This window comes from Gemmatimonadota bacterium (assembly GCA_016719105.1).
Taxonomy (GTDB): domain Bacteria; phylum Gemmatimonadota; class Gemmatimonadetes; order Gemmatimonadales; family Gemmatimonadaceae; genus SCN-70-22.
Map to the genome: position 1 here is coordinate 1 of JADKAQ010000026.1, position 16,392 is coordinate 16,392.

A 16,392-nucleotide genomic window follows, 5' to 3' on the forward strand; every position below is an offset into this window, starting at 1 on the left:
GGCGCGGTGGTACACCTGGTCGGCACTCATGCCCACCTCCCCGTGCGACGCGCGCCGAGGCCGACCACGCCCATCGCCAGCAACGGCGGGACCGCCAGCACCAACGCCGCCGCCGCCCCCCGCTGGTCATCTCGGCCCGCACATACGACAGCAGCTCGACGGGAGGGGTGCGAATGTCCCGGCCCCACCAGGAGCGTCAGCGAGCTGTCCCCACGACACGAGGGCGCCGAGCAGCAAGGCGTCCCGCAGCCGTGACAGCAGCACCAGGATCGTCACGCGCCACGTCGTTTGCCAGCGCGTCGCCCCCAGCTGCGCGCTTCGTCCTCGAGCGCAAAGTCCTCCCCTGCAGCGCCCCAACGAAGTACAGCAGCGTGACGACCCGGCAGCCGGGATCAGGTCGCGACATCACCCCGGCCAGCGTCCCCCCAGTCCCAGGCGCAAGCCCGCCACCACCTGAGATCCCCAGACGGAGGGCGATGGGAGGGGCCACGACCGGCAGGAAGGCCGCCGCCGTCGCCACGCGTCGCCAGCCGCCGCGTGCACCAGCGCGCCCGCAGGCACATCCCATCGCCGTCGCCAGTACCCCGGTCCCCAGCGCCAGCAGCAGGCTGGCCACGAGGGCGCCACGCAGGCGCGGCAGCGACACCACGGCGGCGAGGGCACTGCCGTCAGCCACAACTGGCGAGAGCGTGGGTAGAGCCACGTCCGGGCCAACGCGCGCAGCACGAGCAGTGCCACCGGGGCCAGGCTCACCGCCGCGAGCGCGACGAACCAGAACCACGGGCGCCCAGCGGGCCGGCGTCCCTCATGCGGCGTCCCCGGCATCGGATGCGGTCACGCGTTCGTGCACCACCACCAGCACCATCGTGGGAGCAACGCCAGAGTGACAGCGCGTGCGCCGCCCCGCGACGCGCCAGGTCGGGATCGACCGCGCGCTCCTGCGTCAGCATCGACGGCAACGGGATCGCTCGGCGCCAGCAGCACCGCCATCTCATACTGCCCCACCAGGAAGGCGAAGACGGCGATTGACCCGCTGAAGCCAGCCCGCGCCACAGCAGCGGCCGCGTGACGCGCCGCCATGTCTGACACATCGGCCCCCAGGCGGGCGGTCTCCTCGAGGGCGATCGCGCGGAGTCGAGCACCGCGATGGCGTTGAGCAGCAGGAAGGGAAACTCCTTCCAGGCGAAGGCCAGCGTCAGGCCGATGCCCGCCGGGTCGCAGACCATCGCCGCGAAACTCCGCCGGCCCATCGATCCACCCGACCGCATGCGCCCGCGCGCGAGGAAGCCACTCTGCCCCAACAACAGGAGTGCCGCCAGCGCCCCGCCACGTGCGGCAACGCGAGCCGGGATGAGCGCCAGCCGACGCGCCACATTTTCCCTCCCGCTCCGCGCGTACGTCACCGCTGCGGCAAAGGCCAGCGCCCCGTCCCCGCCGTCAGCAACGTCCACCCCACGCTCCACGCCTCGCCCGCACGCAGGAGCCCGCCAAGTGGCAACCGTGAAGCCGCTGCTCCCGCCCCCCCACCAGCCCGAGGCTCGCGTCGCGAGCGAGTATCCCCCTCCCACCAGGACTGGCCCCGGCGAGGACGGCGATCGCCACCGCGGCGCGCGGCGCGCCGAGGTCCACGGACCGCCGTGCGAAAGCGGCGTCGCCAGTCCCGCAACAGCCGCTTTCGTGAAATGCCGGCCACCTCGGGGCGCGCATAACGAGTCGAGCGTATCGCGCGGCACGGCACGCGGGTCGCCGTCGCGCAGCGAACGAGGCGCGCTACCCGGCGGCAACTGAACGTCGCTCAGCACGGTGCCATCGCCCCACGTCACGCACCGCGCCTCTCAAGCGCGACTCCGGGGAGAGGAGAAAAGTCGGCCGACGACCATCGCTTCCGGCCGCGTTAGGCGCCGAGGGCGCGGGGATCCCGACGTAGTGCGTATTGCGCGATCATGCCGTCGCGCAGGACCAGCGCGCACGGTGGGCGGCAGCACCCCTGCCCGCGCCTTTGACACCGCCTCGTTCTGGTTGTTGGACATCGAGAAGTCGATCTCCCCGTTGGCGAAGAGGCCGAGATTTTGCTTCGCCGACGTCGGGCGGATATCGTCCCGCCCCGGCGCCAGAACGACGGCGTGACTCCCGCGAGCCAGGCAAAGAGAGCGTGCTCACGCTCCCGCCTCGTAAACGGGTCGAGTCGAATCCACCGGCAAAGGTGGCCACTCCCCGGAGAGGGCATACATCTCTCCTTTGAGGAATGTCACGCCGGCAAAGCCCTGGTCGTGCGTGGAAGCGGCCGGGGTGTGCAACGATCCACGCGCGCAGCTCGGCCTACGGTTCGCGGTGTCGGTGTGCCCACGATGTCACAGTTGAGGGCGAATTGCTGCGTTCCCCACGGGGCGACTCGGAACCCATCGGGTCCCTGCTCAGTCGCGTGAGATGATCGCCGACGCGCTGTCGACGAACCGCGCGTTGGAGCCGCTGCGCGAAGGGCCCCGCCAGTAGCCGTTCACGACGCAGACTGGCGAAGGTCTCGCCGTTGATCCAGAGCAGGCTCGTCCCGCGCGTGCGCCCCGCCTCACGCTCGACCACGGCGACGCGCATTGACCGGCTCCGCCCCTGGCTGCCACCACCGCCTCCAGCGAGATGCAGAAGCGCTCACGCAGCCGCGGCGCGACCCAGCCATCCACGTAGGCATTGATCGACGGATCGCCGCGCCACATCCGCCAGGTCACCGTCGTCCGCGCGCGCGCGCCACCGCACCGAATCCCACGGGAGCGAGTCGAGCGCGGCAACGTCGGCCGCCCCGGCCTCGCGTGACAGACGATCCTTGCCCGCGCGATCGCCAGCCGCCATGCCGCAGGCGAGCGCGCCGCCCGTCAGTGCGAGCGTCATCAGCAGCCGCACCATCGCGCGCCGCGTGCGACCACGCGGCGTGATTGCGCTCAGTACCGCCATGCCACCGAGAACTGCACACATCGCGGGCGCGGAGGCGCGCCGCGTCGTAGGTGATCGGGCGGTCCCGGTCGCCCCACCTGGGGCGTCGCCGACCCCCCCACCGCCAAGGCCGGTGGGAAGCCGGAGCCAGTTTAGCCGGTTTGAACCACGTTGAACGCCCCGCCGCGCACGGTGACCGTCCGGCCCCCCCGACCGCGCGGAGTCGTGCGCCACGCTGGCGTTCGCCAGCAGCGCCGACGGGAGCCGCTCCCCCATTGCGAGGACGCCGAAGAACCGCTGAAGTAGTTCCCGATGAATCCTTCGCCACACGTGCCGCCGCTCCCGGTCAGGTCTACGAAAGAACGCCACTGTTGCTGAGCGGCATCCCCGTCTGGTAGTCGACGATGCCGCTCGTGGTGAGCCCCGCAAAGTGCGCCACGTCGCGCGCCGTCACCCCCGTGCCCGCGATCGTTGTTGGCGTCGCGCGCGCTCGGCGTCAAAGTCGTTCCCCTGCGTCGCGTTGAAGTTAACGATGTCCTCGGTGTTGCTGATGGCGTGCGACCAGACCCAGTTGGCATCGAGCAACAGCGTCTCGGTGAGGTCGCATTGCAGCGCCGTGCACATCCCGGCGTAGGTGCTGCGCCCCGCCAGACTCGGTGGTGGCGAGCCGGCGATATCCACCAAGCGCACCGGCACCACTGGGCGCGACGCGTCGCCCACCGCCACCGGCACGCCCACCGAGTCGCTAGCCGCAATGCGGCGCGCTGTGCATTGAGGTCCCATGAGCGCGGCAGGGGCGCGTGTCGACCCAGACGAGGTCCACGCTCGCGCTGGCGAGCGCCGAGCTGCTGCTGCACCCTGGCGTCACCTGCGGGCTTAACGGCAGCTCGACCCCAACGCGAACTGGCTCCCGGATCTCCCGTAGCGGCAAAACGCGCTCCGGTCGAGGTCGACCCGCGCGCGGCCCTGCCCTAAGCGCAGCGCTGCGCCCCGCGAAAGTCACCGTCTGGTTGCCGTCGGGGCCAAACTGAACGCGTCAGAGTAGACCGCATACGGAAGTTGCCAGGAAGAGCCCTACGCCGCCGCGCACCACGGTCCCAGGCAACGCCAGCCAGTTGATCGACAGTGGGGCTGCAGGGTTGTCGAGGTCGGCCGAACTCCCCCCGGCTCGGAGGTCGTCGTAGTCCCACCCGCAACCCCGCGCGAATGGTGAGGGCGAGGTCGGCGCTAGCGATCCTCGACAAACACGCCGTACAGCCCCGCGTGGGGGTCCACCTGCTCCGCGCCGCATCGATCGTGTAGCTGCGCACGGAAGACGTCGGATGGGATGTCGGCGAAGCGATAGCGTCCGTTGACGCTCAGGATGTTGCCGGTGTTCACGACCTCGTACGAACCCGACGGATTGGTGGACGAGGCCGTGGCTGGAACGACGCAGAGCGCCACGTCGAAGGTCGGCGCGCAGCGTGTGCGCGGCCCCAGGTGGTGTTCCATCACGTCGCGGGCTACCGCAGCTCCTGTTCGTCGAAAATGAAGTTGCTCCGACCCCACGATCCCGATCGGGATCGAGTCGCGTCGAGGATCGTCACCTGCTGGCGTATTGGCTGCTGCGCGTGGGAGGAAGTCCCACCGGTAAGTCGCCGAACCGCGGCCACGTTGCTCGAGCGCCCGCCGCGCCACGCGCTGCGGTGCGTCACCCCGCTGATGCCCCGGCGCGAAATCGTCGTGATGTCGGCCTCCGGCGCCACTGCAGGTGATCCGCGCTCCTCCCCCGCACGCGAGGCATGGCTCATGGCGAAGGCTAGCGTCGTCGTCTGGTCGGGCGACCTGCCGCGATCGATGCGTCCCGCCACCTTCCGTCCCGCAGCCTGCGCCCCAGGAAGGTCGCCCGCGCCGTGGAGCCGATGCGATCCTACGGTCCCTGCGTTGCCTTACTCCAGGCGCCAAAGCCGTAGGTGGTGCGCCCGGCAACGGCCCCCCCCACCCTCCACCCAAGTTGGGTGCGGCGAAGAAGCCGTCACTGCGCGCGCGGCGGAAGTCGGCCGACGTTCGCCTAATGGAACGATGGGGAGCGCGCATCGAAGGGGATCCCGGGGCGATTGTAAGCGAACATCACCCGTCCATCGCCCGCCGCCCGTGCGTCTCGTAGTTCACCACCCCGCTCCGGGCTGCGTCCAAACCGGCGGAATAGGGTAGGCCAGCACCTCGAGCCGAGCGAGTGGCGAGCGAAAACTCCACTGCGCGGTCCGCCCAGGAACCCTTCGGTGTTGTCCATCCCGTCGATCGTGTATGCGTAGAGCGAGTTGCCACCGTTGATGCTCAGGCGTGGCGCGTCGCTTGAAGAAGCCTCGAGCCTGTGCGACCCCGGGATCGTGAAGCCTAACGCGATGGGTCACGCCCTCCGTGGGGAGCGCCCGCAGCTCCGACCCCCTTCCACCACACCTACGGTGGCCGCGTCCGACGCTGGTTGAGCCCGTAGCGGCGAGGGCGGGCCACCGCCTGCTGCTCCCGCGAGCTGCGCCGGCGCGTGAGGGTCAACGCCAGGCGGTGTTCGCCCCCGGCCAGCAAGGGAGGAAGGACGAGCGAATCTGGAACCCATGGCCTGCGCAAGGTTACCCGAAGGGCGATGATCGCCCGGTCGCCACGCGCAGCACGAACGACCCCTGCCCGTCGGTGACGGTCGAGTCGCCGCCGATGTTCGCGACCCGTGCGTCGGCGAGCGGGCGACCGGACTGCGCGCGGATCGTTCCGCGTACGCGCGCTGCGCTGCCTGCGCCGCGGCGAGCAGCCGACCAGAGCGAGAGCAGCAAGCGGTGCCCGGAGCAGCGACGCAGCCGTTGGCGCGTCAGGAATCCAAGTGCTGGCACGTACGCTGGACGGTGGGTCGATCAGTCGTGATGGCCGTTGATCCGGGCGGCGCGGCGCACTCGACGGCGCGCGCGAGGGGCAAGCCACGGAGGGGGGCAAAGGGTTCCCCTGCCCCCGGACACGCGACAAGACGCCCAGATCGGCGGTGGCCGGCGTTGGGGGTGAGGCGGCGGCACGTCCAGGTGCAACGGGCTGTCTTGTCCAATACTCCGTCGTGTGTCAGGCTAGCTCAGGCGTTCATCGCAAGGACTCATCGCGGCGCATCATCGCGCCAACGATCAGAGTGCCACCGCTGCAGTCGACGCCACGACCATCCCCTACGCGGGAATCGCCAGCCAGGCCAGCGGAAAGTTCCAGGCCCAGCGCTGCCCAGCGACGGCGGCGCAGAAATCGGCCCATAACCAGAAGACCGAGTAACCCAGACGCCCGACCCCCCCAACCCCAGACTCGCGGTACGGCCACGAGGTGACCGGTCCCGAGCAGGACCACGACGATGAGAGGCAATGGCGCCGCTGCCCAGCCCGCCGGTCGGCGGCGAGTGCAGGGATGCTGCAGGAGCTGACGCGCGGGCGTGATCTCTTCTCACTCCTCGACATCACGGCGGTACGCGCCTCCGCGGGCCAACGGGGAGCGACCAGCTGGCGGAGTGGCGCTCGATCCACGCGCTTCATGCGCAAGGGCGTGGTGGAGGTGGTGCCGGGGGCGAGGGGGCACCGCGCTGAAATGGCGAAGGGACCCTGAGCGGAGGGACGCGGACGGCGGCACCACGCCGAGCGGCGGAACGCCGACGAGCTCCATCACCCCCGACGTGCCCGGTGCGGCGAAGGTCGCCTAACGCCAGTGCCCGAGCGCCAGCAGACCATCACTCTTTCCTTCATCTGGAGGGGAATTCCTATGTCTCGCAAGGAGGGCCTTAACGCGCACGGCGTGGTCCCCTGGGGACGCCGGGAGCTTCATCGCTCCGCATCGCTGGTGGAGCGAAGCTCTTACCGGAGCCCACCACGCAGGAGGAGGCCCATTCGCCTGGCGATCGAGGCAAAGGCCGGTGGGGCGGGGTGGTGATTCACCGCCCGACGGACGGATCCGCGATGCAAGGACAGCCCTGGGAACGACTCGCCGCGCGTGGGATTTCAAGCACTTCGATTGAGCAGGTGCGAACCGGGATGAATCGGGTCAGGGTCAGCGAATCTGCCATTGGTCCTGACCCCGGTTTTCCGATCTCGATTGGGTCGTGTCGTACATTGCCAGACCCGACCACGCCCGCGGTCGCCGCGACCACCGCGCCAGCCAGATACCCGGGTTCGCTCGATCGTCTCGCTCCCGGCCTGCGCTGGGGCGCTCCTCCACGCCCCCGTCACCCACGGGTCGGATCCGGGATCGGATGCCCGCCTGCCGCACGATCGGCCGCCGCGTCGCCGTCAGGGGGGTCGGCCGCCCAGTCCCCGAGCAGTGTCGCGCGGACGCGACGCTCCTGCGACAAAAAGAGCCGCGAGTGGCGCCTGGCACGCGCGGGTTAGGGCCTCCGTGCCGAGTGCGGCCCGCTCTCGTCGGCGTTCGCACCAACGAAGCCGAAGAGCGCCGCCTGTCCCGAGGCCGAGGTGGCGTCGTGCATCTCGGGCATCGGCCCCACCGATGCTCTGCGGTCCCCGACAACCCCGCCTCGCGCCAGAAGGGCCGGTCGTCTACATCGCGAAGAACTTGGCGTGCGGTGCCATCCAGGTCGGCGTCCCGACAGCGCCGCACGTTGGCCGCGTCCCGTTCTCGGGCGCGAACGTCACCGTGGCGTCGAGCAGCCGCGGGGACGGCGGCGATCACCTGCGCGGCGATTCGAGCGTCTCGGTCTGCTGACCCGCGAGCCGCTGTTGCTGGACCCGTCGTCGGCCCGTCGCCTGACGAGTCGCCTGACGAGTGTCGCGATGTACCAGCGCGCCGAATGGTCAGCTCGACGCCAGCGCGCACGAGCGTCATCGCCGTGACCCGTGCCCCACGCTGCACCTGCGTCGGGGGGGCAGCTCGCGCGCCAGCTGCGAACGAGCCGCGCGTGCCGCCCGCCCACCAGGCGAAAGCTCTGCGGCTCCTGCGCGAGGGCGCGGCAACGTGAAGCCCCCTCGCGCGACATGCGCGCTCGAAGAGCATGTCGCCGTCGCTCTGACTGCGCAAGGCGGGGAGGCGAGTTCCAGACCAGGTCGCCGCGGCGGTTGCATCTGCGGCCAGAACCAGGAGGGGCCGAGATCGAAGCCGTCGGCGGCAGCGCGACCGGCATCTCCGACGGTCAGGATCCGCCCGCCGAGGTCCGCGCGATCGAGCGGCTCGAAGTCGACCATGCGCCGTGCAAGAGGCGGGCGGCCTCGCAAGCCGGCGAGGCCGGCGCCGATGATGGCGACCTGAGTGTGCATCTGTGGGCGGTTGGGCGCGCAGAATCGCCAAGTCTTCATCTGGATCCTGTGCGTCGGGTTCGGCGCAAAGGGCAGAGTCATCGAGCAGGTGGGAACGTGCCCCGAGCGATCGCGGTCCACGTGATGGTCCGTTACCCCGCCGCGCGCCAGCCCCAATCCCCGATTGCGAACCGGACGTGGGCAGTGCGCCCCGTCTGTCGGCTTGCGAACGTGTGCAACGGAAAATAAAATTTGTGCGAAAGGAAAGCATCAGCCGCGTGAATGGAAAAATACAAGCGATGCAATTGACCAGGGCAGGTCCGCTGTCAGCAGGCCCGCCTCCCAGCCGTGGAGTGCAGACGACCTATTCGCCCCGAATGTCGAAGCGGAACTCGACGAGCTGATGAGCGGTCTCCTGCCCCAGCGGTGGCGCTCGAGGGCCGAAGGAGTCGGCAAGACGGCGACCGCCGAACGTCGCGCGAAGACGATCTACCGCCTGGATGACGAGGCGCAGCGACAGCTGGTGAGCGCCAGCCCGAGGGTCGCATTGCACGCGTCGCCCCCCGTGGTGATCGATGAGTGGCAGCGCCTCCCACAAGTGTGGGATGCCGTGCGGCGATCCGTCCGATACTGAGGGGCAAGTCCTGGGCGGTACCTCCTGACGGCCTCCGCGGTTCCGGCCGATAGCGAGGTGGGCGCCCGCCCCATACCGGAGCAGGCCTATCGTGTCCGTTCGCGTGGACCGATGCTCCCCCGCCGAGCGTGGGCTCGGAGCGGCGACCGTCAGTCTGGCGAAGTTGCTGAGCGGGGATCGTCCTACGTCTCCGGTACAAGTGAGGTCGATCTCGCCCAGTACGCCGCCGAGATCGTCGCATCGGGCTTCCCCGGCATTCGAAGCCTCCATGGGCGTGCGCGACGCGCGCAGCTTGACGGTTATCTGGAGCGCGTGGTGAACCGCGACTTCAGTGAAGCGGGGCACCCCGTTCGAAAGCCGGACGCCCTCCGGCGCTGGATGACCGCGTACGCGGCGGCGAGCGCGACGACGACGACGCTCGCGAAGATCCGGGATGCGGCGACCAGCGGCGATGGCCAGACGGCAACCAAGCCAACCATCCTGACGTATCGAGGTCCTGGAGCGGCTCTACGTGCTCGACCCGCTGCCCGGCTGGATTCCGACCCGCAATCATCTCGCGCGGCTCGGTCAGGCACCACGACACCATCTCGCTGACCCTGCGCTCGCGGCCCGCCTGCTTGGCGTGGACGAGGGGCGCTGCTCGCCGGCGAGCCCTCCTCTGCTTTTTCGGCGGTGTGCGTGGTGGGACGAGCGTGACGAACGCACCTCGAGATGGCACGCTTTTCGGTCAGCTCTTCGAGTCGCTCGTGACGCTGTCAGTGCGCGTGTAGGTGCGCAGGCGGGCGAAGCGCACGTGCGCCACCTGCGCGTGCAGGACAGTCGGCAGGTGGATCTCATCGAACGCGCCGACCCGTCCTTCTCGGGATTCGAGGAAGCTCAGTGCACCGGTCGACGATCGGGACGTGCGGCAGCCGCTCGGGCTCCGGGAGCAGCTTGGGGACGAGCTGGCGGGACGCGCGGCGTGACAACAGGAGAGCATGCGGGTGGCGGGGGTGTAACTCGCGGATGGAACCGCGGTGGTGCCGCGCGCCCCCCTGGCGGGGGGGGGGAAGCGCCAGCGTTTGGATCCCGAGTACCCCTTGCGCCCCACCATCCCAATTAGGGCCGCGCAACCACCCTGAACGCAATGGGCCCGCGCCGGCATCCCGCCAGGGCGAGTCTCCAATTCGTTGTCTTGTCAGACTTTCCCAGAAATGGTGGGGACGGAACGACACACATAATGATGTGGTCCCCGAATTCGACGGCAGTCGGGAAGTAGAGTAGGTTCGCGCCGGGGGCCACACCCGGAGCACCGACCGATGAAGAAGTCCCGCTTCACCGAAGAACAGATCGCCTATGCCCTGCGCCAGGCGGAGAGCGGCACCGCCGTCGCCGATGTCTGCCGCCAGTTGGGCGTGAGCGAGGCGACGTTCTATGTCTGGAAGAAGAAGTTCGCCCATCTCGGGACGAGCGAGATGCGCCGCCTCCGGCAGCTCGAGGACGAGAACAATCGGCTGAAGCGCCTCGTAGCCGATCTCACGCTCGATAAGCACATGCTCGCGGAGGCGCTCCGAAAAAACGGGTGACGCCGACCCGTCGACGCGCGACCGCCCAGTGGTTCCAGGACACCTTCGGAATCAGTGGCGTGCGCGCGTGTCGATTGGCCGGCTTCAGTCGGGCGGCGTGGTACCGGAAGAGCAAAGCGCGGGATCAGTCGGCGATCCGGCTGCGCATCCGGGAGTTCGCCCAGGCGCGGCCACGCTTCGGGTACTACCGCACTTACGTCCTGCTGCGGCGCGAGGGCTGGCCGGTGAATCTGAAGCGCGTACGGCGTCTGTATCGCCTCGAAGGCTTGCAGGTCCGCCTCCAGGGCCGGAAACGGCGCCATCGGTCCCTGCATCGCGGTCCCGTGGCGGCGCCGACCGGCGCGCTGCAGCGGTGGAGCGTGGATTTCGTGCACGATCAACTGGCCGACGGCCGGGTGTTTCGCGTGCTCACGGTCGTCGATCAGTGGAGTCGCCAGAGTCCTTTGTTAGAGGTGGTCCAGCGCGTCACCGGCGGCGACGTGGCGGCGGCCCTCGACCGCGTGCGCCACGCGGGGATGCAACCGCGGTCGATCACCGTGGACCACGGCACCGAATTCACTTCGATGGCCCTCGACACGTGGGCCTTCGAGCATCGCATCGCGCTCGACTTCACGCGCCCGGGCAAGCCCACCGACAACGGGCACATCGAATCCTTCAACGCCCGCTTGCGCGATGAATGTTTGAACGTGCATCAGTTCCATTCGCTCGCCCACGCCAAGGCGATCATCGAGGCGTGGCGGGTCGACTACAACGAGCACCGTCCCCGTGGCTCCCTGGGCGACCTGACGCCCGCGGAGTACGCCACCATTCACCAGGACACCCAGCCCTCGGCAGCGGCCTAACTCTACCTAACGACTGTCCGCTTTCGGGTCCGGGGACCAGAACCGGGGCCACTCTCGTTCTGAACTGTCTCCGATCGGGACCGACGTCACAACATGGGAGCCAAGGCGACGGCGGACGTGTCGCGTCTCTTCGATGGCTACATCGGCCACGTCTTCGAGCGCATCGCCGATCAGGCGTATCGGCCCGGCCTGGGGCTGCCCTGCCCTTGGTCAGCGATTAGGGACGGTGGGAGGGACAGGACAACGAACGGGAGTCGCTCGAGCTGGACATCATGGCTCCACTCCCCGATGGGCGCGTGCTTACCGGCGGGGTGAAAGTGGAAACGGAAGCCGATCCCCGTGGAATGGCATCGACGACATCTGGAGGGGCTGCGGCGGTTGGCCAAGTCCGGCGTGCGGTGGGCGCACGCGGCGGCGGAGCCGGAGTCACCGCTGCTGTGGGTCGCGGCCGGTGGATTCGAGCCCGAATTCGTTGAGGCGATTCAGGGGGAGCGCGACAAGGTGTATTTGTGGGGTCTCGAGGCGCTGTACGGCGCCTAACGCTTCGTGCGTCGCGGCCGAGACGCGTTCCCCGCGATTGCTGCAGGTGCTCGATCAGCGCCCGCAGCGCCGCGACGCGTGCTGACGCTGCGGATGGTACAGGTAGTAGCCCGGAACGGCTCGCAGAAACCTTCAAGCACCTGACCAGGACCCCGCTCAGCTCGTCCCGAAATGTACGCGTCCATGGCCATCGTCACCCAGGCCCCGCGGCCGCAAGGCGACGGTTGATCGCCGAGGCGGTCGAGAGCACGCGCGCGGGCACGGCCACCGTGAAGTGCCGCCCCTTCTCGGTGAACTCCCAGCGATACAGCGGGGCATCGGTTGCCGGGTGCAGTTCAGGCACTCGTGGTCCACGAGCTCCTTCAGGTGCTGGCACGCCGCCGCTCGAAGTAGGCCGGCGCTCCGACGACCGCCATCCGGAGATCGCCCGTGACGGGGACGGCAATCATGTCCTTGTCGATGGTCTCGCCGAGCTGGATGCCGGCGTCAAGCCGCGGCGACGATGTCGACCGGTGACTCGCTCACGGTGAGGTCGAGGCGGGCGCATGTGACGCGCGGAGAGAAAGGTGGGGAGCAACGACTCGCCCATCATGGAGAGGGCGGCGCTCGACGTGTGGGAGGCGCAGCGGCCGCGCGGCTGGTCCCCCAGCTCACCGATGGCCGCCGCCGCCGACCGCACCTCGTCGAGCGCCGGGCGCACCGACGCATAGAGCCGCTCGCCGGCATCCGTCAGGTGCACGCTGCGCGTCGTCCGCTGGACGAGCGCGACGCCAAGCCGCGTCTCGAGCCGGCGCAGCGCCTGACTGACCGCCGAGTGGCTCATGCTGAGCCGCTCGCCGGCCGCGCGAAATCCCTTGGTCTCCGCCACGGCCACGAGGTCGCCATCCCGTCCAGTTCGTCGCTCATTGGACCGGGAATGGTGACCAGGGTGGACGCTGGTGGCAAGTAGATCGACCGCTGGGGGCGGGGCACATTGCTCCGGAGGTCGGCATGACGGCGTCGCACCTTTCGGCTCGGGCCTGGTGCCTTCCGGGGATCGCCGACTCCGACGTTCACCCGCACGCGCGAGCAGCTCCGTTGCTCAGGATGCCCATGATGCCTACCGACCACAGCCGGCGCCGCTTCCTCGAGTCGGCCGGGATGATGGCCGCCGCACCGCTCCTCGGCGGCCTCCTCTCCCCGGCACTCGCCGAGCCGATGACACACGCCTCATCGCGCGGGACGCACGCCTCGACGTCGATGAGCCGGCGCCAGCTCGGCACGCTCGAGGTCTCGAGCGTCGGGATGGGCGTGCAGAACATGGCCCGCCGATACGAGACCACGGTGCCGTATCGCCCGGAGATGATCAACATCCTTCGCGCCGCCTACGACCGGGGGGTGACCTTCTTCGACACCGCCGAGGCCTACGGCCCGCACGAGTGCGAGCGCATCCTTGGCGAGGCCATCGCCGTTCCGCGACAAGGTCGTGATCACGTCGAAGTTCGGCTGGAACATCGACCAGGAGACCGGACAGCGCCGACCGGGGCTCAACAGCAAGCCGGCGCACATCACGCGCGTCGTCGACGGGATGCTCAAGCGGCTCCGCACCGACCGCATCGACCTGCTCTACCAGCATCGGGTCGACCCGGAGGTCCCCATCGAGGACGTCGCCGGCGCCGTCCAGGCATTGAAGCAACAGGGGCAAGGTGCTGCATTGGGGGCTTTCGGAAATGGGCCTGGAGACGCTGCGCCGCGCACGCCGCGCTGCCGGTCACCGCCGTGCAAAGCGCAGTATTCGATGCTATGGCGCGGCCCAGAGCAAGAAGTGATCCCGGCGTGCGAGGAACTCGGCATCGGCTTCGTGCCGTGGAGCCCGCTCGGCGTGGGCTTCCTCACCGGCGCCATCGACGCCAGCACCCGCTTCGCCCCGGGTGACATCCGCGCGGGATCGAGGTCGCTTCGCCCCAGAGAACCTGCCGCACAACCTGCAGCTCGTCGCGCTGCGGCGGTGCTGGGCCGAGCGCAAGCAGGCCACCCCTGCCAGATCGCGCTCGCCTGGCTGATCGCGCACAAGCCGTGGATCGTGCCCATCCCGGGGACGACGCAGATGGCGCACATGGTCGAGAATACGGGCGCCGCCGATGTGCAGTTCACGCCGGGTGAGCTGACGGAGCTGGACGCGGCCGTCCGCGCCATCGAGGTCGTGGGCAGCGCCTGCCGGATGCCGTGCTGGTCTTCTCCGGGCGTGGGAAGCGCCGCCGAAGCGATGAGCAGGACGGTCGAACGGTCGGGCGTTCGCTCGCGTCGCAGGTCGGCCGAGAGGTCGCCGTGTGCGTGGTCGCGGCGGCGTGCGGCGCACCTCGACGGTCGCCGGCCTAACGACGAGCAGCAGCGTGCGAGATGAAGACCCGAACGCTGGGCCGCTTCGGCCCCGACGTCTCCGCCCTCGGACTCGGCTGCAAGTGGCTCAGCTTCGGTTTGGGCCCCGCCACCGACCGCGGCGAGGCGGTGCGCCTCATGCGCGACGCCGTGGAGCGCGGTGTGACCTTCTTCGACACCGCGCAGATCTACGGTCCGTTCACCAACGAGGAGGTCGTCGGTGAGGCGCTGGCGCCTTTCCGGGAGCGCGTGGTGATCGCCACCAAGTTCGGCTTCGACTTCGATGCGGACGGGAAGCCGACCGGTGCACTGAACAGCCGCCCCGAATCGATCCGCCTAACGATCGAGGGGTCGCTCCGGCGCCTGGGTGTCGAGCGCATCGACCTGCTGTACCAGCACCGCGTCGACCCAGGGGTTCCCATCGAGGACGTGGCGGGGACCGTGCGGGCGCTGATCGCGGAGAAGGTGCAGCGCCCCGGCTCTCCGAGGCCGGCGTGCCGAGACCATCCGCCGCGCCCACGCGGTGCAGCCGATCACCGCGTTGCAGAGCGAGTACTCGCTGTTCTGGCGCGAGCCGAACAGGAGGTCCTTCCCGCGCTCGAGGAGCTGGGGATCGGCTTCGTCCCGTTCTCGCCGTTAGGCAAGGGCTTCCTCACCGGCAAGATCGACGAGACAACCGCGTTCGACGCCGGCGACTTCCGCAACACGGTGCCGCGCTTCGCCCCCGAAAACCGGAAGGCGAATCAGGCGGTGGTCGACGTGGTGCGTGCCCTGGCGGCTCGGAAGGGGGTGACCCCCGCCCAGCTCGCCCTCGCCTGGGTCCTGGCGCAGCGCGCGTGGATCGTGCCGATCCCTGGGACGACGAAGCGTCATCGGCTCGAGAAAACCCGGGCGCGGCGGACGTCGCGCTGACGCTGGACGAGCTGCGCGAGATCGACGCGGCCACCGCGACGATCCGGGTGCAGGGTGACCGGTACTCCGAGGCCTCGCAACGGATGATCGACCGATGAAGACGCCAGCGCGCGACTGCTCCTTCCTGTTAGACCTTCTTCCGTCTCGAATGCCCATGATGCGCACGACGTCGATTACAACATCCGCCGTGCTCCCGGCACTACTGGGGCTCGCGCTCGTTTCCCCGCTGGGCACGTTGGGGCGTTTGCATGCGCAGTCTCGGCGGCCTGCCGTCCGGCCGGCAGTTCCCACAGTGGGTCGTCGCCCGCGGCCGAGTCCACGACGTTCGCCGCGAACGTCGAGAACGCGCGCGATGGCGCTCGGCCCCAGGGCACGGTGTTCGTTGGATCACAGCGAGTACGGCAAGGTGCACGCCGTGATCGACCGACGGCGACGGCAAGGCGGACCGCGTGGTGGTGATCGCCAGCGGGTTGACTCAACCGAACGGCGTCGCCGTGCGAAATGGCGCGCTCTACGTCGCGACCACCAGCCAGCTCCTGCGCTTCGACGACATCGAGCAGCATCTCGATGCGCCCCGCGCGCCGGTCGTCGTGCGCGACAGCCTGCCCAACCCGAGCGCCGGGCACACCTGGAAGTTCATCGCCTTCGGGCCCGACGACCTGCTCTACATGTCGGTCGGCGCGCCGTGCAACGCCTGCCTCTCGCCCCCGCTGGTGTCGACCATCGTCCGGATAAAGCCCGATGGCTCAGACCTCAAGGTCTTCGCCGAGGGGTGCACGACAGCGATCGCTTCGACTGGCATCCGACCTCCGAGAACTTTGGTTCACCGACAACGGGCTGCCGACGCACTCAGCGGCGACTTGCCCGGCGATGAAACCAACGTCACTCCAGAAGGCCGGCCTGCGCTTCGGCTTTCCGTTCTGTCATCAGGGCGACGTAAAGGACCCGGGTTCAGCGACGCAGCGTACCTGCCGCCACCGCGACCGCCGGTGCCGAAAGTGTTGGGCCCCACGTCGAAGCCATCGGGATGACCCGTTCTACACGGGAAGGATGTTTCCTGCCGAATACCCGGAACGCGGTGTTCATCGCGGAGCACGGATCGTAGGAACCGGTCCGAAGCCGAGCGGCTATCGCGTCATGGTGCTGCGCACGAATGGTCGCCGCTTGACTGACGGCCCGGCTACACCTTCCTCCGATGGCTTCCTCCCCAACCGGGACAGCGCACCGGGTGGCTGGGGGGACACAGGGGAGCGGCCTCGCGGGGCGGCCCGCTGATGTGCTGCAGATGCCGGACGGCTCGCTTCTCATCAGCGACGACACGGGCGATCGCCTGTGCGTGTCAGCTACCGTCGATAGTCATCGGCCACCCCTCAGCC

11 protein-coding genes and 2 pseudogenes are annotated in these 16,392 nt (G+C 69.3%); 6 read left to right on the forward strand and 7 right to left on the reverse strand.

Annotated features, from left to right (window positions below; translation table 11 throughout):
* Window positions 1-196: 196 nt before the first annotated feature.
* The 5 genes from IPN47_22080 to IPN47_22100 form a co-directional block, all read right to left on the reverse strand.
* Complete coding sequence (locus tag IPN47_22080) at window positions 197-703, reverse strand: hypothetical protein (GenBank protein MBK9410687.1); 507 nt, start codon at window positions 701-703, stop codon at window positions 197-199.
* A gap of 1,943 nt (window positions 704-2,646) precedes the next feature.
* Window positions 2,647-2,946 (reverse strand): hypothetical protein, encoded by a 300-nt coding sequence (locus IPN47_22085; protein ID MBK9410688.1) that lies wholly within the window; start codon window positions 2,944-2,946, stop codon window positions 2,647-2,649.
* A gap of 429 nt (window positions 2,947-3,375) precedes the next feature.
* Window positions 3,376-3,615 (reverse strand): hypothetical protein, encoded by a 240-nt coding sequence (locus IPN47_22090; GenBank protein ID MBK9410689.1) that lies wholly within the window; start codon window positions 3,613-3,615, stop codon window positions 3,376-3,378.
* Window positions 3,616-4,152: 537 nt separating this feature from the next.
* The gene (locus IPN47_22095) at window positions 4,153-4,416 is read right to left on the reverse strand and encodes a hypothetical protein (GenBank protein ID MBK9410690.1); all 264 of its coding nucleotides are present in this window, start codon (window positions 4,414-4,416) and stop codon (window positions 4,153-4,155) included.
* Between the two features lie 1,118 nt (window positions 4,417-5,534).
* Window positions 5,535-5,789: a carboxypeptidase regulatory-like domain-containing protein gene (locus tag IPN47_22100; GenBank protein MBK9410691.1), complete on the reverse strand. Its 255-nt coding sequence runs from the start codon at window positions 5,787-5,789 to the stop codon at window positions 5,535-5,537.
* 2,779 nt (window positions 5,790-8,568) lie between these two features.
* Here IPN47_22100 and IPN47_22105 point away from each other — a divergent pair.
* The 3 genes from IPN47_22105 (at window position 8,569) to IPN47_22115 (ending at window position 11,746) form a co-directional block, all read left to right on the forward strand.
* A complete protein-coding gene (locus tag IPN47_22105; GenBank protein MBK9410692.1) occupies window positions 8,569-8,799 on the forward strand; it encodes a hypothetical protein in 231 nt (76 codons plus the stop codon).
* 1,298 nt (window positions 8,800-10,097) lie between these two features.
* A protein-coding gene (locus IPN47_22110; protein MBK9410693.1) for an IS3 family transposase occupies window positions 10,098-11,206 on the forward strand; the annotation gives its coding sequence in 2 pieces (ribosomal slippage) (window positions 10,098-10,359 and window positions 10,359-11,206; 1,110 coding nt in all).
* 339 nt (window positions 11,207-11,545) lie between these two features.
* Window positions 11,546-11,746 carry a hypothetical protein gene (locus IPN47_22115; protein MBK9410694.1) on the forward strand — a complete coding sequence of 67 codons (201 nt, stop codon included), beginning with the start codon at window positions 11,546-11,548 and terminating at the stop codon, window positions 11,744-11,746.
* 193 nt (window positions 11,747-11,939) lie between these two features.
* Here the strand turns inward: IPN47_22115 and IPN47_22120 are convergent, their stop codons facing one another.
* Both IPN47_22120 and IPN47_22125 read right to left on the reverse strand, forming a co-directional pair.
* Window positions 11,940-12,089: a hypothetical protein gene (locus IPN47_22120; GenBank protein MBK9410695.1), complete on the reverse strand. Its 150-nt coding sequence runs from the start codon at window positions 12,087-12,089 to the stop codon at window positions 11,940-11,942.
* Window positions 12,090-12,191: 102 nt separating this feature from the next.
* Window positions 12,192-12,614: a LysR family transcriptional regulator gene (locus tag IPN47_22125; protein ID MBK9410696.1), complete on the reverse strand. Its 423-nt coding sequence runs from the start codon at window positions 12,612-12,614 to the stop codon at window positions 12,192-12,194.
* A gap of 218 nt (window positions 12,615-12,832) precedes the next feature.
* On the opposite strand from IPN47_22125, the pseudogene IPN47_22130 reads away from it, so the two are divergent.
* The 3 genes and pseudogenes from IPN47_22130 (at window position 12,833) to IPN47_22140 (ending at window position 16,047) form a co-directional block, all read left to right on the forward strand.
* Window positions 12,833-14,104 (forward strand): annotated as a pseudogene (locus IPN47_22130) (aldo/keto reductase).
* A 21-nt stretch (window positions 14,105-14,125) separates the two neighbouring features.
* Window positions 14,126-15,114 (forward strand): annotated as a pseudogene (locus tag IPN47_22135) (aldo/keto reductase).
* A gap of 351 nt (window positions 15,115-15,465) precedes the next feature.
* Entirely contained in the window at window positions 15,466-16,047 is a 582-nt protein-coding gene (locus IPN47_22140; protein ID MBK9410697.1) for a hypothetical protein, read from the forward strand.
* Window positions 16,048-16,392 lie beyond the last annotated feature (345 nt).

What these genes read in the sequence shown, in the direction of transcription:
- IPN47_22085 (MBK9410688.1), bottom strand. Translation starts at nt 2,946, where the DNA reads ATGGCGGTACTGAGCGCAATCACGCCGCGTGGTCGCACGCGGCGCGCG.
- IPN47_22095 (MBK9410690.1), bottom strand. Translation starts at nt 4,416, where the DNA reads ATGGAACACCACCTGGGGCCGCGCACACGCTGCGCGCCGACCTTCGAC.
- IPN47_22105 (MBK9410692.1), top strand. Translation starts at nt 8,569, where the DNA reads ATGAGCGGTCTCCTGCCCCAGCGGTGGCGCTCGAGGGCCGAAGGAGTC.